We start from the raw sequence: 20,562 nt of genomic DNA on the forward strand, positions 1-20,562 counted from the left end.
CACTTAAGGGGGTTTCGAATTGGCTTTTGTAATAACGGAACCTTGTCAGGCAGAAAAAGCTGGTGAATGTACTACTGTTTGTCCAGTTGACTGTATTGTAGAAGGTCCAGATCAATTTTATATAGATCCTGATGTGTGTATTGACTGTGGGGCATGTAAAGCTGTCTGTCCAGTGGATGCCATCGAAGAGGAGTATGATCTTACTCCTGAACAGGAAGTTTTCTTGGAAAAAGCAGAGGCATATTTTGCACGTTAGAAAATTAAAAAGCTAACTTATTCGTTAAAAAGGACGAGTTTCTAACGTAGTAATAGCAAAATGCGACCATCATAAGCATGGTCGCATTTTCTTTACTTAGAGGATAGTGGTTGGTGTAACAGATTCGTAGTTTTTATCTTTGATAGAATCAAAAGTCCAATTAAAGCACCAGTGACACTACTTACTAAAAAGCCTGGTAGGAAGGCAAGTGCCCCAACAGAAGTGCCCATAAGGAGATAAGCATATGGGACAGATAGAAAGGAACCAACAACACCTGTACCTATCACTTCTCCAACTGCTGCCATTTGTTTCTTACTTGTTAGTCGATAAAGAATTCCTGCAAGTAATGCACCAATCATCCCACCTGGGAATGCTAATAGTGTACCTAGTCCAAGAAGATTTCTCAATAGACCGATCACAAATGCAATCAATAAAGCCGGAATTGGCCCTAGAGTTACGGCTGCCATCACGTTAACGGCATGTTGAACAGGATAGGCTTTGGCGATGCCAGTTGGAAACCATAAAAACTGTGATCCAATCGTTCCAACCGCGACATATACTGCCATCGTTGTAAGTATTAATGTTCTTTTTTTCACAATATTCTCCCCTTATTTTTGTGTATAGAAAACGGTAGTAGAGGGAAAATATAAAAAGCCAGCTCCAAAATGGACCTGGCTTCACATACCAATAGTAAGATCAGCTACTTCCCTCCGCTGGTATAAACCAGATCAGGTCCTTAAGGGTTGAAAAGCACATGTGCTTCTCTCTCAGCCATTCATTGGCACCCCTAGTAGTTATACACGTATAGAATTTAATGAAAATTTTATCATAAGTGGGTGAAAAGTCAATAGGTGATGCTAATTACTTTGAATTCGAGATATTTTGTCATATAATTGTAGAATAGAACAACGTGGAGGGGTGATAACATGGAATTAAAAGGTATCCATCATGTATCAGCAATAACTGCTAATGCTAAGGACAATTATCGTTTTTATTCTAGCGTGCTTGGGATGAGATTAGTAAAGAAAACGGTAAACCAGGATGACCCCAGTATGTATCATTTATTTTATGCCGATGAACAAGGAAGTCCTGGTACAGATCTTACCTTTTTTGAAATAGCAAGAGCAGGACACACCTATACTGGGAATCAAAGTATTTCACAAACTTCTTTAAGGGTACCAGATGATGAAGCTCTAGCCTATTGGTTAGATCGTTTTCGGCAATTTAAAGTGAATCATGAGGGAATGGGAGAGCAATTTGGGAGAAAGGTAATTCGATTTCGTGATCATGAAAACCAACGATTAGTTTTAGTGTCAGATCAGACCAACCAAGGGGTAGCTTCTGGTATTCCATGGACAAATAGTGCAGTTCCACAAGACAAAGCGATTACAGGTCTTGGGCCTGTTCAATTAACCGTTCCAGATATCTCCCCTACTGCACGAGTATTAACAGAATTATTAGGTTTTCGCCAAGTTGGAAGCTACCCTTCTCGTAATAAAGGGATGCCAGATGTAGAAGTTTTCTCAACTGGAGAAGGTGGAACTGGGGCAGAATTGCATGTAGAGCTAAGCTCAGATTTGCAGAAAGAAAGACCTGGACGTGGAAGTGTGCATCACGTAGCATTACGAGTCGACAACCGAGCAGAATTGGAAAAATGGCACGAAAAAATTCGAAGGGAACGACTACCAAACTCAGGATTGGTGGATCGATACTATTTTCAATCCTTATACTTTCGAGAGCCAAATGGTATTTTAATCGAGTTGGCTACAGACGGACCAGGGTTTGCTACAGATGAAGAAACGGAGCATTTGGGTGAATCTTTAGCTTTACCTCCATTTTTAGAAGACCGTCGAGAAGAGATTGAATCGAGGTTAGAGCCATTGGATACAAAATAGGACAAATGGTAGATCGATAACGGAAATAGATTGGTTATATGAGCACCTCTAATCAGGTGCTTTTTTCTTTTTGGCTGAATAGTATAGTTAATATATAATCGGATCATTGTTCATTAAGAGTTAGTAAGCTATTGTAAATGTAAATGTTTTATATTGTAGAAGAAAAAAGGAGATGAGAAGATGGGGAAGGGAAAAGAGTGGCAACCGGAATGGAGGAAATTTCAAGATAGAATTACTGGTATATCTACTCTCCAGCTAACAAGCTATACTGGACATAGTCATCATTTTTATTTTACGGAGAATGGCTGGTATGACGAAGGTCGTAAACTATTATTTTGTTCAGATCGTAATAATAAAACAGATTTATTCAGCATCTGTATAGAAACAGGTGTAATTACCCAATTGACTGATCATGATAAAACCTATGAAGGACTTTCACCATGTTTACATCCTGATGAAACGAGAGTTTACTTTCGTAAAGATCAGCAGATAATAGAATTAGATCTAAATACTTTGAAAGAAAAAGTAATATATGAAGAATTAAGCTCATGGTTAGGTGGAAACCTAAATTGTACGGCAGACGGAAAATACTTAATTACTTGTAAGAGAGAGGATCTCTCAGATAAGGTTTATACAGATCTAGGGAATGGCTATATTGGTCATCGTGCATTAATGGAAGCAAGACCAAAATCTCAAATCATCAAGATTTCTCTCGAAACAAATGAGGTAACAGTAGTGTATCAAGAAGATAACTTCATTACCCATATTAATACCTCTCCAACAAAAAAAGAATTAATTACGTTTTGCCATGAGGGACCATGGAATTTGGTGGATCATCGTATTTGGGTACTTAATATCGAGTCTTTGGATGTGTGGAAAATTAGAGAGAGAAAAGAAGAGGACGAAATGATTGGACATGAATATTGGTATCAGGATGGAGAAACAATTGGCTATCATGGATTTAGGCAAGATCGGACAGGCTTCTTTGGCAAAATTAAATATGATCATACGGAAGAAGAAGAAGTTGAGTTTAATTTTGTAAATTGGCATGCCTTTTCGAATGATTTTTCAAAAATAGTGGTAGATGGTAGAGCCCCTTTAAAGAATATCATTATATGGTACAAGAACGAGGATGGATTTTCTAAACCAAAGGTTCTTTGTGAGCATAGATGTAGCTTTCATGTACAAAAGGTTCATGCACACCCTAGGTTTACACCAGACGGGAAGAAATTACTTTATACAAGCGACCGAAACGGCTATGCAAATCTTTATCTTGTAGATGTTCCAGATGATGCAAATGAACTGCCGGATTATGTGTAGCTTTGAAATATAATCGCGACGTTTTACCCTTTGGATATCCTTTTGTCCAAAGGGTATTTTAATAGTAACAATAAAATAAAGTTGTATATATAACGAATATGAATTACTTAGTTAAGCTGAAGTCTGATCCAATATCGATTTTCCTTATAAATTAGATCTTGTTGTTCCCAATACTTTAGATTATCTATACACACCAATGTGTTATGCAAGAATTTAATAGAGAATGAACTTTTAAGCAATCGGAAAGAAATACTTATCAGTCATATATGATAAACTTAAGATTGATACTAAAAGTAATAAAATAAGGAATGAAGCTAGAAAGAGGAAGGAGAAATAAGATGGTAACATTGAATCATATCCCGACTGTTAAATCAGAAATGCTAATTCGGAGACCAGTTGATGAAGTATTTGAAGCTTTTATTAACCCGGAAATTACTACAAAGTTTTGGTTCACCAAAAGTAGTGGAAGATTAGAGGAGGGAAAGCATATTAGATGGGAATGGGAGATGTACGGCGTTTCTGATGATCTATATGTAAAAGAAATTAAGCAAAACAAACTGATTCGGATCGAATCATCGGACAACACAAAAACCGAGTGGTCGTTTTTCCCGCGAAATGAAAATGAAACATTTGTTTCAATTACAAACTCAGGGTTTGCAGGCAACGGAGATGATATGGTAAACAATGCCATTGATTCAATGGGGGGATACACGATGGTGCTCTGCGCGTTAAAAGCACTTCTTGAGCATAACATCATTCTGGCTGTTGTAGCTGACAAAGCCCCTGATGCTCACGTTTAATGTGAAGAATTAGTGACTTTTGACCTGAAAGAAGCCACTTTAAGGGATAAAAATATTGCTCACCACGCATACAGTTGGTTCAGTTACACCTGTCAGTTGAAAAGCTGTTCTGTTCAAAATGTTTGTATAAATCGAAAAACCCAGATCAAATATTCAAATACTTTGGAATGGAGTTACTCACTATTCCCTCAAGCTACACATGGATATAAGAAGACCTAAGTCTAATGAAAATTAGATTTAGGTCGTTTTTTATTGAAATTGTAGACTATAATCTATTTTCTCTGATACCGATATCCATAGGTTACCCTTTCCGCCTTTTAATCCAATTAATTTTCTAAAGTCCCCTGATAATTATTTCCCTTCTAATGATAGATTTAAATCTCAGAGATTAGATGGAAACATATATTTTCCCTGTTTGCTCCAATAAAAACATAAAATGTGTAATAAAACACAAATGAGATAAAATAATGTTGACATATTAAAAATGTAAGCGTATTATTTTACTAATGTTACATATAATTTGTAATAAAACAAAAATTGTAACGATTTACCCTTTTTTTCGTTACAAGGAAAGGAGAAAAAATGAATAAAATTTTCAAACTGATGCTGATTTTACCTTTCTTTCTTTTTGTGTTAGCTTCGTGCTCCTCAGACAGTGAAACGAATAATAATGCCAAAATTGAATTAGACTTCTGGACATTGTTTGGTGGAGGTGATCTCAGTTTTATGGAAGAAATAGTAGAGGAGTTTAATAACAGTCAAGATGAGATTGTTGTCAATATGCCGGCGATAAGAAACAGTGATTACTATACCAAACTGGTAACTAGTGTTGCTGCCAATCGAGGACCGGATGTAGCAATAGCGCATACTTCTAAAATTCCTGAACTTAACAGTCGGGGGTTAACAGAGCCAATTGATGATTTTGCAGAAGAGGTAGGGCTCGATTTTAATGAATTCACTAAAAATCTAGTCGAAGGAACTAATTTGAATGGGAAGCATTACGGTGTTCCGATTGATACACATCCATTTATTATGTATGTAAATAATGATCTTGCAGCCCAAGCGGGAGTGTTAGATGAAAATGGAAACATCATAATGGAAGAAACACCTGAAGGGTATATCGATTTTCTGCTCAAAATAAAGAAAGCGCTACCGGATAAAATACCATTAGCGATTAGTAATGCTGGCGCAGACCCATTTCGTATGTGGTGGGCATTTTACTTTCAAATGGGAGGGTCACCAATTTATTCAGGGGATCTGTCCAGTCCAGATGTAACAATCGATCGAGAAATAGCGATTAAGGCGGCGAACTATGTGCGTTCTCTCTTTCATGAGCATGAGATTGTCCCATTAAACCTTGCCGATTTTTATCAGGATTTTCAAACAGGTCGAGCAGTTACCATGACAACAGGGGTTTGGGCGACTGGAATCTGGGAAACAACGGAAGGGTTAGATTTTACTGCGCTGCCTTTACCGAACCTTTTTGAGCAAAAAGCAACATGGGGAGATTCCCACACACTAATTATGCCAATAAAGGAAAATACGACTAGAGAGAAACAACTCGCTGTTGTAAAGTTTATGGATTTCGTAACAGACCGTGGGGTTGATTGGGCGGAAGCAGGTCATATTCCAGCAAAGAAATCGGTTGTAGAGTCACAAGAGTTTCAAGATCTTCCTTATCGATCTGATTATGCAAAAGTAGCAGAATATGTTGCTCTACCAAACAAGACAGCCTATGGAGATATGTCTAAAAGAGTCTTTGAACAAAATCTGGATTTAGCCTGGACAAACAGAGAATCTACAGAAAAAGTGATTGACACACTGATTAAAGATTTAGAGAACCTCGTGAAGAAGTAAATTTTAGTTGAAAGGAGAAGAAAACGAATGAAAAAATCATTATGGAAAAAGGACCTTTATGCTGGTTTGTTCTTGTTACCCTTTTTTCTAGCTTATGTAATTTTTACGATATTTCCAATCTTTAAAGGTTTACAAATGAGCTTTTTTAATTGGTCGTTAATAGAAAAAGGTGAATTCACAGGGTTTAGCCAATATATTGCTTTGTTTACAGATATAGACTTCTGGCAATCGTTATGGAATACGACATTGTTTGTCATCCTATCAACCCCAGGAATGATCATACTAGCACTTTTGTTAGCTTTACTAGCAAATTTAAATTCGAAATTAAAGACATTATTTCGCAGTGCTTATTTTCTCCCAAGTATATTATCGGTTTCCGTTATTTCTTTCTTGGCGATTTTTATATTACAACCTTATAATGGTTTCCTTAACAACTTCATTCAGTTATTTGGAATAGATGCAGAGCCTTTTTGGTTAAGTAATCCTGTATTGGCATGGGTAAGTATTGTCGGGGTTACGTTATGGTGGACAGTGGGTTTTAATATGATTTTGTTTTTAACAGCTTTACAAGACATTCCTGATCACTTGTATGAAGCGGCAGAAATAGATGGTGCCACTCGCTGGCAAATGTTTAAATCGATTACATTGCCACAGCTTATACCGATTTCAAGGGTGATTTTGTTGCTACAGGTTCTTAGCTCATTCAAAGTATTTGCTCAAATTCTATTAATTACAGATGGAGGACCCGGGACTTCCACAAGGCCACTCATACAGTACATTTATGAGATGGGATTTGAGAGATATGACCTTGGTTATGCTGCTTCTATGTCCTATGTTCTGTTCTTTATCCTGTTAGTATTATCTATTATTCAAATTCGTGCAGGAGGTCAAGGAGGGCGAATGATTTAAATAGATTGGCAAAACTTCAGTAAGTCAGCAATGCACTGCATCTATAATGGGAAATTAAGACAAACACATTAACTCTAAGTATAAGGAATGCGAGTTTTTCTAAAGAAAGGAGAATTTTTATGAGTACCCCTAATGCACTACTAGAACGGAATCGTGATCCACTCCGTTTATTAAAGGTTATCATTGCTTTAGTTGTGGCTTTACTATTTATCTTTCCGATCATTTGGATGCTATTTGTTTCGTTAAAACCAAAAAATATGGCTGTCGCCAATCCATTAGATTGGTTTACTCCACCATATACCTTTGCTAATTATACGGAGATTTTAATGGAAAGTGATGTGCTTCTCTGGCTGTGGAATAGTGTAATTATTGGTGTAATCACAACAGTATTAACATTAATTATTACTTCCTTAGCTGCTTTTGCACTATCGAAAATGCAATTTCGTTATAAGACTCCAATTTTTCTATTCTTTTTGGCTGGAATGATGGTCCCAGGGGAGGCTACGATTATTCCACTCTTTGAGATTGTAAAAAGTATGAATATGCTAGATACCTATGCTGGATTGATTTTACCTATGATTGCCTCCCCAATTGGTGTAATCATATTAAAGAGCTTTTTTGATAGTGTCCCGCACGAGGTAATGGAAAGTGCTAGAATTGATGGTTGCTCCAACTGGCGTTTATTTTGGAATATTGTGCTTCCTTTAGCCAAACCTGCTCTTGCTGCAATAGCTATTTTCACTTTTATTGGATCCTGGAATAACTTTTTGTGGCCTTTTCTAGCTATCGTTTCTGAGGAATTATATACCTTGCCAGTAGGAATTCCAACATTTAATTCTACTTATTCCTCTAGTTATATGTTACCGATGACCGTCAATGCTATCGCATCGATCCCTGTCATTATTGCCTTTTTACTATTTGAAAAACAGATAGTAAAGGGTGTAAGTTTTACAGGATTAAAAGGTTAATTAGTTAAGGAGATCGGTGGCTGGTAGCCGATTTCCTTCCATCTCGCTGTTATTTGAAAGGTAGGGAATAAAGCATGAAACAAACAAGATGTTCAGAAGTATCATTTACGAATGTCACCATCCTAGATGGTTTTTGGAAAGACCGATTTTATGACCACCAAAAAACAACATTACGAGCCTCTCTAGATAAGTGCTGGCAAACGGGCAGAATTGATAATTTCTCAAAAGCTGGTGGGTTAATGAGCGGTGATTTTGAAGGGATTTTTTTCAATGATTCCGATGTATATAAGGTGTTAGAAGGGGTCGCCTACTCCTTAGCTAATCAATATGACTCAGAACTTGAATGTGAAGCGGATGATATCATTGATAGAATTGCAAGTGCGCAAGAGGAGGATGGCTACCTCATGACTTATTATACTTTAGTAGAGCCAGAGAATAAATGGACAGATATGGACAAACATGAAATGTATTGTGGAGGCCATTTAATAGAAGCAGCTATTGCCTATAAGCACGCTACTGGAAAAGATAAGCTATTGGGGGTTGCTTGCAGATTGGTAGATCATTATGATACCATTTTTGGCCCAAGTAAACGACACTGGGTTCCTGGCCATGAAGAAATCGAACTTGCCCTAACGAAGCTTTATCAAGAAACGAGTGAAAAGCGTTATCTAGATTTGGCAATATGGTTATTGGAGCAAAGAGGAAGAGGGCTTGGGGAAGGTGCGATTTGGAATAAAGAAGATTGGGGCCCAGCATATTGTCAAGATGATCAGTTAGTACGTGAAATAGAAAAAGTCAAGGGGCATGCGGTGAGGGCGATGTACCTGTATACCGCTATGTCTGAGGTTGCCCGCTTAACAGAAAAGGAAGATTATTTAGCTGCTTTAGATAGAGTATGGGAAAATGTGATCACTAAAAATATGTACATTACAGGGGGGATTGGCTCTTCTCATCATAATGAGGGTTTTACGAAGGATTATGATTTGCCAAATGAAACTGCCTATTGTGAAACCTGTGCATCTGCAGGAATGATATTTTGGAATCATCGAATGAATCTATTATATGAGGATGCCAAATATGCGGATATTGTTGAGACCGAGCTATATAATGGACTTTTGAGTGGTGTATCTCTTGATGGAAGGAAATTTTTTTATGATAATCCACTCGCCTCGAATGGACAGCATCATCGAGTAGAATGGTTTGGCACTTCGTGTTGCCCAACTCAGTTAGCTAGATTTATACCTTCGATTGTGAATTATCTGTATAGTGTTAGTAATGATACCCTTTATATTAATCAGTTTATCCATAGTAAATCTAATGTGACATGGAATGAAAAGCAGGTGTCTATTACACAAAAAACGAATTACCCATGGGATGGGAAGATTGATCTGCAGTTCGATCTCCAAAGTGAGTCATCGTTTGAATTAGCTGTAAGATTACCAGGTTGGTGCAATCAATATAGGCTACTGCTCAATGGGGAACTATTAGAGGAATATCAATCGGAAAATGGTTATGTAAAAATAAACAGAGTATGGCATGCAGAAGACCGGATAACGCTTGATCTACATATGGAAGTAGAAAAAGTCTATTCTTCTCCAGCAGTTAGAGAAAATGTTGGTAAAGTAGCTTTGCGAAACGGTCCATTAGTCTATGCGTTTGAAGGTGTGGATCACCTCAATAGAGATTTAGAAAGAATTTTTTTATCCGATTCATCACATTTCACCACAAAATTTGATGAATCGATTCTTAGCGGAGTGATTGTCATAAAGAGTAATGCGTTATACGTGAAGGATGAATGCTTAAAGGAACCCTTATATCACAGCAATAAACCTGATTTAATACCAATTGATATCAAAGCAGTGCCATATTACAGTTGGAATAATAGAGGTAATGGTCAAATGCGTGTTTGGTTGAATCATAGAATATAAAACTGCTTATTAAACGATGAGTCCCCCTATTAATTATCTCTGTGCTATAATGGATATTGTGTTGAAAGGGGGATATTTTGATGTCTTTTTTTATGCCTAAAGCTATTTGTTTAGATATGGATGGCACATTACTAAATAATAAAAATGAATTAAAAAAACAAACGATTGATGTAATACAAGTCATCAGAGAGAAAGGGATCCGAGTATTTATTGTCACTGGTAGATCGTTGAATGAGATTTATGATTCTGCTCCGAAGGATTTAGAACTAGATGGATTTGTAACAGCAAATGGAATGATTACTTACGTAGAAGAAAAAAAATTGGTAGAACATAGCTTGTCCACAGACCTTGTTCAGAATGTTATTTTATCTGCCAGAGAGCATGGGATTTATTATGAAGTACATCCGAATGACGGTCAGCGCCTGAGCTTGAAGCAGGATCAATCTTATATGAAGGATATGATCGAAAAAGACAAGCCGGAGGAAGTAGGAATAAATGAATGGTTAGAGAGAGAAGCCGCTATAGCTGAAGACATTGCTTGGGTTGAAAAAATACCTGAGCAAAAGTATGCCAAGATATATTGTTTTAGTACAGAACATAAGCAAATGGATGCTTGGATTCAGGAGCTAGAAAGAATGAAAAAAGAAGAGGATTTTACAACCTCCTCCTCTTCCTATCATAATGTGGAAGTAATGGTAGCAGGAGTAAACAAGGCTACCGGAATTAAAGCACTGCTGGAATTATACAACATAGCTCCAGAGGATACGATGGCAATAGGTGATAGTAATAATGATTTGCCGATGATGCGTTATATTGGTTACCCAGTTGCTATGAAAAACGGAACAGATCAAGTGAAGGAAATCGTAAAAGAGATCACTGCATTTACGAATGAGGAAGACGGAGTAAGAAAATACTTGCAAGAATACTTTTCAATAAACAAATAGTAGCCAGCTTCAAAAATCAAGTGATCGAGCCATCGCTTGATTTTTTTAATAAAAATTAAAAAATTTAAACCAAATACTAGAATTTTATATAAACACTAGATAAAAACATTTTTTTTGTTTATATTTATGATAGACTTAATACTAATTGGGAACAAACTGTTTAGGGAGGGGTTAGAATTGTTGGAGCTTTCTATTAATGAACCAGAAAAATTAAGTAAAGTAACACATGCATTATCCTCGAAGGTAAGACTTAGTATTCTTGAATTATTAAATAAAGGAAATTTAAACATACATCAGCTAGCGGAGTCTTTAAATATACCGATCTCTACAGCTGCTTCGCACGTCAGAGTATTAGAAGAAGCAAATCTTATCTTGACTGAATTAAGGCCAGCTAGTAGAGGTGCGATGAAGGTGTGTACCCGCAATTTTGATGACGTACATATTGTTTTGAACAGTCTACATAAGTCGTCTGCAAGTGATTTAAAAACATACGAAATTGAAATGCCTATTGGGCAGTATGTGGACTTTCAAGTAGCACCTACTTGTGGGATGGCAAACCATGAAAGGTTTTTAATTCCGGAAGATTCCCCGGTTTACTTTCATAATCCCGAAAGAATTCAGGCTCAAATTATCTGGACGCGAAAAGGATTTCTAGAGTATAAATTCCCTATCGTGATTCATCCTGATTCTGTCATAAAAGAAATTCAGTTTTCGCTAGAATTATGCTCTGAAGCACCTAATTATGATCCTAATTGGCCTTCAGATATCACGGTCTGGGTAAATAATGTCGATATAGGTACATGGACTAGTCCAGGTGATTATGGGGATCGGCCAGGAAAGCTGAATCCAACCTATTGGAAAGATACTACAAGTACTCAATATGGAACATTAAAAACATGGAAGATTTCAAATGAAACTACCATGATAGATGATTTTCACTTATCTAATACCACATTAGCAGATTTAGCGCTATCAGATAAGGATTATATTACCTTTAAAATTGGAATTAAAGAGGATGCGGTTCATAAAGGTGGTATTAATATATTTGGAAAAGAGTTCGGTGATTATGAGCAGGATATTAAACTGAAAATTCTGTTCGAATAATGTGATTCGAGAAGAGGTCTTCGGTCAAAGAAAACTAACGCATTTCTTCCTTCATTGAGAGTGTGTTAGTTTTTTTATTTTCTGCTTGAGATTTCAAAATGCCCTCCCTTTATTGTGAAATAGCTTGTATCCGAATGGAATGATTAGTAAAAACAAGCATTGACTTATCTATAATGAAAGCGTATTCTTTAACCTATGAACAGCTAATGTGTATAAAAACATGAATATTGAATGAAAGGGAGGGAAAATTGTTTCATCCATTGCTAAATGAGAAAGGGAGTGATGAAACAAGGACTTGAATACCTTGATATTTTGATTGATTACGGAAAAATGGCTCTGTCCCTATTTGCTTTGGATTATATTTTTTAAAGGAGATGATAAAAATGAATTCAATAAAGAAAAAAACCTATATTCTTTCCTTGTTTTTACTTGTGTTGTCCTTGTTTATTGCATCCTCTTATTTTGCTAAAAGTAAATCTGGAACAAAATCAATAAAAGCTTCTACTACTACATTTACTAATCCAATTAATACAGCGGGAGCAGACCCGTATGTCATGCTGCATTCGGATGGATACTATTATTTCACGCGTACTTTAGGCCATCGTATCGATATTTGGAAGTCAAGAACGCTGACAGGGATCGAACTTGGTGAACGAAAAACAATCTGGACGAAGCCGGATCACTTAAAAGACATTTGGGCTCCGGAAATCCATTACATTAACGGAAAGTGGTACATTTACTACACGGCTAATACAGGTTGTGGTGATGCGTGTCGTGGCGTGTATGTCCTAGAAAATGATTCACCTGACCCGCTTCAAGGAGAATGGATCGAGAAAGGTAAGGTCAACACACAATACGATGGTCTTGATGGATCTGTTTTTGAGCATAAAGGAAAGTTATATTTCATGTATGCGGCATATGGTGACTGGTCGGGAGAGCATGGTAGTGCAGTCGCTATTGCACCTATGTCTAATCCATGGACATTAGATGGTGAAAATGTGATCCTAACCTATCCAGAGTATGACTGGGAAAAGAAAGGCATGCATGTAAATGAAGGGGCGGTGATCTTAAAACGAAATGGCAAAGTTTATCTTGTTTATTCAGGTAGCGCTTGTTGGGAGGATGATTATGCAATCGGAATATTAACTGCTTCCGAGGATAGTAATTTATTGGACCCACACGCTTGGTCCAAATCAAAGGAACCAGTTTTTAAGAAGTCTATTAAAAACAGTGTCTACGGTCCAGGTCATAATTCTTTTGTTCCATCTAAAGACGGAACGGAAGACTGGATTGTTTATCATGGTAACAGCGCTCCTGGGCAAGGGTGTAGTGCTCGCCCGACGAGGATCCAAAAATTCAGTTGGAACGAGGATGGTACACCGAATTTTGGTGAGCCATCAACAGAATTAATGAATGTTCCATCAGGGGAATATAAAATAGAGGCTGAGCATGGGATAATAAACAAAGCAAAAGTAAACGACCGACCGGGCCAAGAAACGGTGACACTGAATAATAAAAATAGCTCCATACTTATTGAGGATGTGAATGTTCCGGAAGCTGGGACATACACCATAACAGTTAAATATGCCAACAATGCTAGACCTGATGCGGAAAATTATATCTACGTGAATGATCAACCTGTATCGATATTGACCTATCCATATACTGGTAAGAAAAACTTTGAAGAAGTCACAATGGAAGTTGATCTTAATAAGGGGTATGATAACACGATTAAATTCATGAAGAAAAAACATGTGGTGGAAATTGATTATGTCGAAATTTCTGGAGAGGTTAATTTTTCAATAGAATCTGGGGTTGAGTACAAATTAGTAAATCCTAATGGTGGGAAAGTATTAGATGTAGAGGATGGTTCATATAATGTTAGAACATGGGATGGATCTGATGTTACTCTGTCGCAACGTTGGAGAATGACAGATGTCGGTGACGGCAAGTATAGTGTAAAAAATACTAACAGTGGAAAATATTTAACTGTTGATGGTGATCTGACCGCACCGTGGGTAAATGTAAACCTCCAAGCGTGGAATGGAACGGATGCACAAAAGTGGAGTATAGAAAAAGTAAGTAATAAATATTATAAATTGATCAATGTAGCTAATGGAAAAGCATTGGATGTGGATGGTGCGAGTATTGATCGCGGTGCGAATATAGGTACATGGGAAGATCTCCCTAGTGGGCCAGCACAAATGTGGTTGTTTTATCCATTAGATTAATGATTGATGAGAAGAGACTAACTATTGAGTTAGTCTCTTCTTCTTTAGGTGATGTGATATCACTTCATTTATTAAAACAGAAAATTTGAATTAAACTATAAAAATTAAATTTAAGTATTGACTTTTAGGATTTGAAAGCGTAATCTTATACATAATAAACAGATATTAGGAATTAAAGCAGAAATAGTGAATAAAAATAAATAAATACTGCTTATTTAAAAAAAGAATAATATCTGATGGGTGTATTGATTATTAAGGAACAAAGGAGAGAATAGTATGTCAACAAATGTAACCACTTATCAAAGAACAGAATATCCACGTCCTCAATTTCAACGGGATACTTGGATGAATTTAAATGGCCAATGGAATTTTCATTTTGATGATGAAAATATTGGGGAAAAGGAGTCATGGTACAAAGCGGCAAGTTTTACTAAAGATATTCAAGTACCCTTTACTTATGAAACCGAAGCAAGCGGTATTGGGGAAGAAGCATTTCATCCCAACGTTTGGTATCAAAGAGAATTTGAGATTCCTAAAGATCAAATAGGAAAAAAAGTTATCTTACGTTTTCAAGCAGCTGACTATTTAACGAAGGTGTGGATCAACGGTATTTTCATCGGAGAGCATGCAGGCGGAAATTCGGCCTTTTCCTTTGATATAAGCCATGCAGTTGAAGAAACAAAAACTAATAAAATCGTTGTAAAAGTCGAAGATAGTCAGAGCTGTATGCAACCAAGAGGAAAGCAGCGTTGGATTGATGAAAACTTTGGTTGCTGGTATGTACAGAACACCGGTATTTGGCAGACTGTCTGGCTTGAATTTCTGGAAGAAGAACATATGGAAAGCGTAAAAATAACCCCAAATATCGATAAAAATACCGTAGCGATGGAGTACAAATTGAATGGAAAGGTGCAGGATAATTGGAGATTAGATGCTGTGATCCACTTTAACGGGAAAAAGGTAAAACAGTTGTCCATTGTACCAGATCGTGAAAGCGGAAGATTTGAGATAGATTTGCAGTCTGATCTCCATGAATGGAAGGTGTTTTATTGGTCACCACAGCATCCTAATTTATATGATGTCACTTTTCAGTTAACAGTAAATGGATCTGTTAAAGATGAGGTGGATTCCTATTTTGGAATGAGGAAAATATCTATTAAAGATGGCCAGATACTTTTAAATAATGTGCCTATCTATCAGAAGCTTTTGCTAGATCAAGGATATTGGAAGGAAACGATGCTTACCCCTCCATCAGATGAAGCGATGATTGAAGATATCGAGAAAACCTTGGCTATGGGATTCAACGGTGTTCGTAAGCATCAAAAACTAGAGGATGAACGATTTTTATATTGGTGCGATAAAAAAGGGTTACTCGTTTGGTCAGAAATGGCTGCAACCTATGAGTTTAGTGATCAAGCCATTGAGAACTTTACAAAAGAATGGTTAGAAATCATGCAGCAGCATTATAATCATCCATCTATTATTACGTGGGTTCCTTTCAATGAGTCGTGGGGTGTTCCAAAAATATTCAACGATAAGAAACAACAGGCATTTACGGAATCGATTTATTACTTATCGAAAGCAATCGATGGGGAACGTCCGGTAATTGTCAACGATGGCTGGGAGCATACTGTTTCCGATATTATCGCCCTTCATGATTACGAAGAGCTCGGATCTGAATTCGCTCAGCGTTATAAAGATAAGCAACTGATCTTAGAAAATAAGCTTCCTCACAATAAGCATAAATATGCGTTTGCAGAGGGGTATAGCTACCAAGGTCAGCCAATAATGATTACAGAGTACGGTGGTATCGCCTTTAACCATGAAAGTGGCTGGGGATATGGTAATCAAGTAGAAACTGAAGAGGAATTTCTAAAAAGATATCAAGATATTACAGATGCTATTAAGTCCATTCCATACATTTGTGGCTATTGTTATACGCAAACAACGGATGTTCAACAAGAGGTGAACGGTTTATTGAGAGAAGACCGTACTCCGAAAATCGCCTTAGAAAAGATTAAATCTGTCAATGATGCGAAAAGAAAACCAAATACCTAATGATTTAGGAGGAATTAGAATGACGTCCAATAATAAACCAAATATTGTGTTAATTCTTGCAGATGATCTAGGGTATTCTGATTTAAGCTGTTTTGGAGGGGAGATCGATACACCGAATATCGATAGTCTTGCCTCCAATGGATTGCGATTCACTCAATTTTATAATTCTGCTCGGTGTTGTCCTAGCCGAGCCTCCCTTTTAACAGGGGTTTATCCACATCAAGCAGGGGTTGGAGAGATGACTGAAGATCGTGAAACACCTGGATATCGGGGGTTTTTAAAGGATCAATGTGTGACACTTGCTCAAGTACTAAAGGGTGGAGACTATCACACTTATTTAGCGGGTAAATGGCATGTTGGGAAGCAGGGTCCGATTAAAAAAGGATTTGATGAATTTTATGGTCTTTTAGGTGGCTTTACGAGTTTTTGGGATCAGAAGGATTATTCCCGATTACCAGAAGGAAGACCTCAGCACCAGTATAAAGATGGAGAGTTTTATGCAACAGACGCTATTACTGATTATGCACTAGATTTTATGGAGGATTCTAGAAAGGATGATAAGCCTTACTTTTTATATCTCTCCTATAATGCTCCTCATTTCCCTTTACAAGCACCTGAAGCGGATGTTGCTAAATACGAGGGAATGTATGATAGAGGCTGGGACAGAATTAGGGAAGAACGTTTTAATCGATTGAAGGAGCTAAAGCTTATTCCAGAGGATGCCAAGTTACCACCGCGGTCAGAATACTGGAGTCGTGACAGAGAGATTCATGGTGTTATTCCTTCGTGGGATTCACTTGATCCGGATCGCCAGAAGGATCTATCAAAAAGGATGGCAATATATGCAGCAATGGTGGACCGGATGGATCAAAATATTGGAAGAGTGATAGAGGACTTAAGAGAGAATAATGAGTTAGACAACACATTGATCTTATTTTGTTCAGATAACGGTGCATGTGGTGAATGGGACCCATGGGGATTCGACAATTGGATCACCACCTCGAATTTCCTCCATCGTAAAGGAGATTTAGACAAAATGGGCGGTCCAAATTCCTATCATAGCTATGGATCTGGCTGGGCAAGCGCATGTAGTACACCACTTCGTCTCTATAAACATTATGGACATGAAGGAGGAATCAGTACACCATTAATTGCACAATGGCCAAAGGTTGTCACACGTCAAGGAGAGATTGATCATCGACCAGGTCATTTCATTGATTTTATGGCAACAATGGTTGATATTGCTGGGGTAGAATACCCTGAAAAATATGAAGGACATCAAATTCTTCCAATGGAGGGTAAAAGTATGCTACCTGCATTCCTTGGGAAGGAAGAAGAGCAAAGGACACTTTGTTTTGAGCATGAGCAACATTGTGGTATCAGACATGGGAAATGGAAGCTATCGAAAATAAAAGAAAGAGATTGGGAGCTTTATAATATAGAAAATGATCGAAATGAATTGGTGAATGTAGCGGATATCTATCCAGAGCTAGTGGAGAAATTAACATCAATGTGGAAACAATGGGCAGATAGAACAAATGTTACTCCAAGACCGAAAACGAACCTTTATCAATCATCATGATCTTGACACTCCATCTTCATTTAGATGGATTTCTTTTTACCATTTATGAAAACGCTAACAAAATTTGTTTTTGAAAATGAAGGAGGTAAAAAAATGAAAAAGTTTGTCTTGTTACTTATTCTGGTAGGTTTCTTGGCTGGGGGATGCTCGAATTCAGAGGAAGTTAAGCAAGATCATGTGGATGAAGGACCTTCCGAAGGTTTCCGTGAGGAGGGTATGCCCATTGTGGAGGAAGAAATAGATTTAAGGTTTTTTGCAAGAAGATCACCTGTAAATTCGCCATATCAAGATATGCAAATGTTTCAGGAATACGAGGAAATGACTAACATGAACATCGAATGGGATGATGTCCCTCAAGATGGATTTGCTGAAAGAAAGAACTTAGAGTTTTCCTCAGGTGAATTGCCGGATGTATTCTATAAATCTGATATTTCGCAATTAGAGGCAGTGGAGTACGGATCATCAGGTATTCTCATTCCACTTGAAGAATTGTTAGAGGAGTATGCGCCTAACCTAACAGCACTCTACGAAGAGTATCCTGAAATAAAAGCATCGATCACGGCTCCTGATGGGCATATATATGCATTGCCTGCATTGATAACATTAAATGCAGCTCGTACGGATAAAATCTGGATTAATAAAACATGGCTAGATAACTTAGGGCTTAAAGAGCCAACGAATCCTGATGAACTGATAGAGGTATTAACGGCTTTTAGAGATAATGATCCAAATGGAAATGGCGAACAGGATGAAGTACCAATGACTTTTCGTAACTGGGGACAATTAATGAACTCCATGGCTGGTTCGTGGGGACTGGTTAATCAAATGGGATATCAGCTTAATATTAAGGACGATCAAGTAAATATATGGATGACAGATGATAGACTCAAGGAATATTTGCAATTTTTAAACAAATTATACACTGAAGGATTAATGGATAGAGGGATATTCACCCAGGAAGAATCGATATTTGTCGGAAATATGACGGCAGGAAAGGTCGGCATTTTTTGGAATCAAACAACAGATGCCTTTAATGATGTGAAAGAGCATTATATTGGAATGTCACCAATTGTCGGTCCACATGGCGATCAACTACATCCATCTTCTCCAATCGCAAGGGATTTCGGAACATTTGCTATTACTTCGGCAAATGAATATCCACAGGAAACCATGAGATGGATTGACCATTTCTTTAGTGAGGAAGGCTCTATTTTCTTCCGTTATGGAGTGGAAGGAGAAACCTTTGAATATGATGAAGAAGGAAATCCCCAATACTTAGGATCCGTGTCTGGAGAGAAAATTGGCCAGTTTACTCCATGGCCAGGTGGAGGTTCACCTCAGCTCGTGACAGAAAAAAATGCATCTGCTATTAATCCACCAGAAGCACAAGAGGCACAAGGAAAGTTAGATCCTTATTTACCAGAAGCAGTCTATGGTGCTCCGATTTTCGATGAGGATACAACGAAAGAAGTTGAGCAATTAAGGCAGGATATAGATATGTATTATCAAGAATCGACGGCTAAGTTTATTACTGGTGACCTAAGCTTTGAGAAGTGGGAAGAGTATGTGGCAACACTTGAAAATATGGGATTAGATCGTTTGGAGGAGATCTATCAGGAAGCATACGATTTAAATTATAAATAACTTTTAGAAAAAAATGTCGCTAAGTACAATTAGTGCTTAGCGACATGATAGAAGAGAGGGTGTTATAGAGTGGCTACTTTTAAGAGTGATGCTTCTCATTCAGACATAGAGCTAAGGAAAAAGACGGTACCAAGAAGTAAAGTCATACTCAAGCAAGTAATAAAGCGCTATGATTTGTATCTTATGCTCTTATTACCACTACTTTGGTATATAATCTTTCAATATGGCCCTATGTATGGATTACAAATTGCTTTTAAGGATTTTAATCCAGCCTTAGGCTTCATGGGGAGTGATTGGGTAGGCTTTGAGCATTTTGAACGGTTTTTTTCTTCCTACTATTTTGGTAGATTGCTATGGAACACATTTTCCATTAGTGTACTGTCCTTAGTCATCGCTTTTCCTATCCCTATTATGCTAGCACTATTAATTAATGAAATACGGAGTACAGCGTTAAAAAAATGGGTGCAAAATGTAACTTACATTCCTCACTTCATCTCTGTTGTTGTTATTGTTGGGATGTTAAGTTTATTCTTAGATCCTGATAGTGGATTTGTTAATGTTTTGCTTCAATCCTTTGGAAAGGATTCGATCGCCTTTTTAGAGAAGCCAGAATGGTTTAAGACAATATTTATTGGATCGAATATTTGGCAAAGTATGGGCTGGCAATCCATTATATATGTTGCCGCACTTAGTGGAATTGATCCACAGTTGTATGAAGCTGCTAAAATAGATGGTGCGACAAGATTTCAACGAATTATCCATGTTTCCTTGCCCGGAATCTTTCCCATCATTATCATTCTATTAATTTTGGATATCGGACAATTTATGAATGTTGGATTTGAAAAAATTTTATTAATGCAAAATAGTTTAAATTTGGAATCCAGTGAAGTCATTCAAACCTTTGTCTATAAGAACGGTATTTTAAACGGAGATTTTAGCTACAGTTCTGCTATAGGTTTATTTAATTCGATAATTAATTTTATTTTATTAGTCTTAGTAAACCATTTTGCACGGAAAAAGGCAGAGACGAGTTTATGGTAGAACACTTTTCAAGAAAGGAGTACTT

16 protein-coding genes and 1 riboswitch are annotated in these 20,562 nt (G+C 37.2%); of the genes, 15 read left to right on the plus strand and 1 reads right to left on the minus strand.

Going from position 1 to position 20,562, the window contains the following annotated elements; translation table 11 throughout:
* Positions 1-19 precede the first annotated feature (19 nt).
* Positions 20-256, plus strand: coding sequence for a DUF362 domain-containing protein (locus DLJ74_RS12455; RefSeq protein WP_054788484.1), 237 nt, complete (start codon positions 20-22; stop codon positions 254-256).
* Between the two features lie 92 nt (positions 257-348).
* On the opposite strand, the gene thiW is transcribed toward DLJ74_RS12455, so the two are convergent.
* Positions 349-822, minus strand: coding sequence for an energy coupling factor transporter S component ThiW (thiW, locus tag DLJ74_RS12460; RefSeq protein ID WP_109984844.1), 474 nt, complete (start codon positions 820-822; stop codon positions 349-351).
* A gap of 122 nt (positions 823-944) precedes the next feature.
* Positions 945-1,055, minus strand: a riboswitch (TPP riboswitch).
* A gap of 127 nt (positions 1,056-1,182) precedes the next feature.
* On the opposite strand from thiW, the gene DLJ74_RS12465 reads away from it, so the two are divergent.
* The 14 genes from DLJ74_RS12465 (at position 1,183) to DLJ74_RS12530 (ending at position 20,537) form a co-directional block, all read left to right on the plus strand.
* On the plus strand, positions 1,183-2,151 hold the full coding sequence (locus DLJ74_RS12465) for a ring-cleaving dioxygenase (protein WP_109984717.1): 969 nt from the start codon (positions 1,183-1,185) through the stop codon (positions 2,149-2,151).
* Positions 2,152-2,331: 180 nt separating this feature from the next.
* Positions 2,332-3,471, plus strand: coding sequence for an oligogalacturonate lyase family protein (locus DLJ74_RS12470; protein ID WP_109984718.1), 1,140 nt, complete (start codon positions 2,332-2,334; stop codon positions 3,469-3,471).
* Between the two features lie 338 nt (positions 3,472-3,809).
* Complete coding sequence (locus DLJ74_RS12475) at positions 3,810-4,271, plus strand: SRPBCC family protein (protein ID WP_109984719.1); 462 nt, start codon at positions 3,810-3,812, stop codon at positions 4,269-4,271.
* A gap of 582 nt (positions 4,272-4,853) precedes the next feature.
* Positions 4,854-6,128: an extracellular solute-binding protein gene (locus DLJ74_RS12480; protein WP_245902331.1), complete on the plus strand. Its 1,275-nt coding sequence runs from the start codon at positions 4,854-4,856 to the stop codon at positions 6,126-6,128.
* A gap of 27 nt (positions 6,129-6,155) precedes the next feature.
* On the plus strand, positions 6,156-7,037 hold the full coding sequence (locus DLJ74_RS12485) for a carbohydrate ABC transporter permease (RefSeq protein ID WP_109984720.1): 882 nt from the start codon (positions 6,156-6,158) through the stop codon (positions 7,035-7,037).
* Positions 7,038-7,156: 119 nt separating this feature from the next.
* On the plus strand, positions 7,157-8,005 hold the full coding sequence (locus tag DLJ74_RS12490; RefSeq protein WP_109984721.1) for a carbohydrate ABC transporter permease: 849 nt from the start codon (positions 7,157-7,159) through the stop codon (positions 8,003-8,005).
* 74 nt (positions 8,006-8,079) lie between these two features.
* The gene (locus tag DLJ74_RS12495) at positions 8,080-9,933 is read left to right on the plus strand and encodes a glycoside hydrolase family 127 protein (RefSeq protein ID WP_109984722.1); all 1,854 of its coding nucleotides are present in this window, start codon (positions 8,080-8,082) and stop codon (positions 9,931-9,933) included.
* An 80-nt stretch (positions 9,934-10,013) separates the two neighbouring features.
* The gene (locus DLJ74_RS12500) at positions 10,014-10,877 is read left to right on the plus strand and encodes a Cof-type HAD-IIB family hydrolase (RefSeq protein ID WP_109984723.1); all 864 of its coding nucleotides are present in this window, start codon (positions 10,014-10,016) and stop codon (positions 10,875-10,877) included.
* Between the two features lie 177 nt (positions 10,878-11,054).
* Positions 11,055-11,981: an ArsR/SmtB family transcription factor gene (locus tag DLJ74_RS12505; protein ID WP_054860707.1), complete on the plus strand. Its 927-nt coding sequence runs from the start codon at positions 11,055-11,057 to the stop codon at positions 11,979-11,981.
* Positions 11,982-12,364: 383 nt separating this feature from the next.
* Positions 12,365-14,212, plus strand: a complete 1,848-nt coding sequence (locus tag DLJ74_RS20965; protein ID WP_181397550.1) for a family 43 glycosylhydrolase — start codon at positions 12,365-12,367, stop codon at positions 14,210-14,212.
* 276 nt (positions 14,213-14,488) lie between these two features.
* Positions 14,489-16,270, plus strand: a complete 1,782-nt coding sequence (locus tag DLJ74_RS12515; RefSeq protein WP_109984724.1) for a glycoside hydrolase family 2 protein — start codon at positions 14,489-14,491, stop codon at positions 16,268-16,270.
* 19 nt (positions 16,271-16,289) lie between these two features.
* Positions 16,290-17,852 (plus strand): arylsulfatase, encoded by a 1,563-nt coding sequence (locus tag DLJ74_RS12520; protein WP_109984725.1) that lies wholly within the window; start codon positions 16,290-16,292, stop codon positions 17,850-17,852.
* Between the two features lie 93 nt (positions 17,853-17,945).
* Positions 17,946-19,496 carry an extracellular solute-binding protein gene (locus DLJ74_RS12525; protein WP_181397552.1) on the plus strand — a complete coding sequence of 517 codons (1,551 nt, stop codon included), beginning with the start codon at positions 17,946-17,948 and terminating at the stop codon, positions 19,494-19,496.
* Between the two features lie 105 nt (positions 19,497-19,601).
* A complete protein-coding gene (locus DLJ74_RS12530) occupies positions 19,602-20,537 on the plus strand; it encodes an ABC transporter permease (protein WP_054860751.1) in 936 nt (311 codons plus the stop codon).
* Positions 20,538-20,562 lie beyond the last annotated feature (25 nt).

The sequence above is a fragment of the Gracilibacillus dipsosauri genome, assembly GCF_003176895.1.
Classification (GTDB): domain Bacteria; phylum Bacillota; class Bacilli; order Bacillales; family Amphibacillaceae; genus Gracilibacillus; species Gracilibacillus dipsosauri.